The sequence below is a fragment of the Synechococcus sp. R6-7 genome (genome assembly GCF_047461695.1).
Taxonomy (GTDB): domain Bacteria; phylum Cyanobacteriota; class Cyanobacteriia; order Thermostichales; family Thermostichaceae; genus Thermostichus.
In genome coordinates, this window is sequence record NZ_JANSHS010000230.1 from 1 (window position 1) to 2,348 (window position 2,348).

Annotated in this window: 2 protein-coding genes; one reads left to right on the forward strand and one right to left on the reverse strand. The window is 60.4% G+C overall.

Annotated features, from left to right (window positions below; all coding sequences use genetic code 11):
* The first annotated feature begins 161 nt into the window (after positions 1–161).
* A complete protein-coding gene (locus tag NW815_RS07500; protein WP_414388010.1) occupies positions 162–1,118 on the forward strand; it encodes an NAD-dependent epimerase/dehydratase family protein in 957 nt (318 codons plus the stop codon).
* A 103-nt stretch (positions 1,119–1,221) separates the two neighbouring features.
* On the opposite strand, the gene cobW is transcribed toward NW815_RS07500, so the two are convergent.
* On the reverse strand, positions 1,222–2,280 hold the full coding sequence (gene cobW, locus NW815_RS07505; protein ID WP_414388008.1) for a cobalamin biosynthesis protein CobW: 1,059 nt from the start codon (positions 2,278–2,280) through the stop codon (positions 1,222–1,224).
* Positions 2,281–2,348 lie beyond the last annotated feature (68 nt).

Sequence of the window (2,348 nt, forward strand, 5' to 3'; positions counted from 1 at the left end):
GCGGGGCTCCTGCGATTTCTAGCTGACATCCTTGCGGCCAGATTTCCAGTGTGGGGTTTGCCCAGTCGAGCGGCTCTCCTACAGGGGAATTCCGGCGGACGGAAGCTGAGGCGGTACACTAGTCAGAAGCTTTTTTCATCGAGTCCCGTTGGGAAGACCTCTTGCGAAACCTGTTTCTTACCGGCGCTAGCGGCTGCCTGGGGCACTATGTGTTGGAGCACCTGGCCCAGCAAAGGGATCCCGAGTTTCCGGAGCGGCCCGCCTACCACCTGTACGTTCTCATCCGCGAGACCAGCCGCCTGCGGCTGCCCCTAGAACGGCTGCCCGCCCCTATCACCCTAGTACCCGGCGATCTCCTGCGCATCCGGGAACACGCCGCTCTGCTGCGCCAGATGGATGGGCTGATCCACATGGCAGCGGCTTGGGGGGATCCCGCCCTGGCTTGGGCCGTGAATGTTACCCACACCCTGGAGCTCTTTCAGTTGTTGGATCCGGAGCGCTGTCAGCAGGTGATCTACTTTTCCACGGCCAGCCTTTTGAACCAGGACCTGGAGCCTTTGGCCATTGCCGGACGGGCCGGCACCGACTACATCCGCAGCAAGTACGAGATGCTGCTGCGGCGGCAGGAAAGCGGCTTCTGGCCGGAGCGCCTGCTCACCCTTTATCCCACCCTGCTCTTTGGCGGCAGCCCCCACCACCCCTACTCCCACATCACTGCCGGCCTCAAGGACGTTCTCCGCTGGCTGGATCTGATCCGCTTTTTGCGGGTGGATGCCAGCTTCCACTTTATCCACGCTGCCGATGTGGCCGAGATGGTGGCCTATTGGGTAGCCCATCTGCCTGGTGGCGGCGATTGGGTGTTGGGCAATCCCCCCCTCTCCTGGGATGAATGTGTGGAACAGATGTGTGCTTATTTCAAAAAACGGATCTATTTCCGAGTGCCTCTGCCCCCGGCTCTCGTTCGCGGCTTGGCCTTTCTATTTCGGGTGCGGCTTTCAGCCTGGGATGAGTTCTGTCTGCGCCAGCGCCATTTTGTTTACCCGGCCATTTCCCCAGAAACCCTGGGTTTGCGCTGCCACTTCCCCACCGTGGCCTCTCTTTTGGATACCTACCTCTAGACCACCTTTGAGTAACAGTAGAACTGGACGCTGCTTCCTTTCCCTCTGGGACGGGGGGATGAGAGCCGAGGACCCAAGGGATCCCACTCGCCTCCGACAGGGATCAGCCGGTGGGGGCCACCGTTTCTCTGATGGCCAAGGCCTGGAGCTGGGCGGCAATGCGCTCGCGGTTGAGGTTTTGCCCAATCAGCACCAGTCGGGTCAAGCGCGGCTCCTGGGGTCGCCAGGGGCGGTCGTAGTAGGTTTCAAATCGGGATCCCACCCCCTGCAGCACCAGGCGCATCGGCTTGTGGAGGACGGCCACAAACCCTTTTATCCGGTAAAGACATTCCTCTTGGGCCAACTGGCGTAGCTGAGCCACCAGGGATCCCGGCTCATAACCTCCCTCCAAGCTGAGGTAGAAAGACTCAAAAGCTTCGTGCTCATGCTCCTCCCCGTGATCGTGGTGGCTGGGGCGGCGCTCGAGCTGGTCTTCCACCGCTGCATTAAAGCCCAAGAGCACTTCTGGGGGAACCTGCCCCCGCTCACAAGGGAGGATTTGAACCTCAGGGCGCAAGTGGTGCCGCAGCCAGCTTTCCACCCGAGCTTGCTCCTCTTGGGTAATCTGATCCACCTTGGTGAGCACCACCAAATCGGCACAGCTCAACTGATCCTCAAACAATTCCTCAAGCGGAGTCTCATGGTCCAAACTTTCGTCAGCCTGCCGCTGCGCCTCCAGGGCCGCCGGATCCCCCACCAGTTGCCCGGAGGCCAGAGCCTGACCATCCACCACCGTAATCACCGCATCCACCGTGGCGCCTGTACGAATGGTGGGCCAGCGGAAAGCCTGCACGAGCGGCTTGGGCAAGGCCAGTCCTGAGGTTTCAATCAAAATGCAGTCTAGCTCCGCCCGCCGCTGCAACAGAGCTTCCATGGTGGGCAAAAACTCCTCCTGCACCGTGCAGCAGAGACAGCCGTTGGCCAGCTCCAGAATGGGGATGGATCCCTCCCCCTCACACAGTTGGCAATTCCGCAGCAACTCGCCGTCGATGCCCACTTCGCCAAACTCGTTAACCAACACGGCAATGCGGCGGCCCTGGTTGTTGAGCAAAAGGTGACGGATCACCGTGGTCTTGCCGGATCCGAGAAATCCGGTGATGACGGTAACAGGGATCTTGTGCATCTGCTCTGATGACTCAGCGCTCTTCAGTTTCCACCCCAAACTTTCTTTCTGCCAATCCTTGAGGGGGG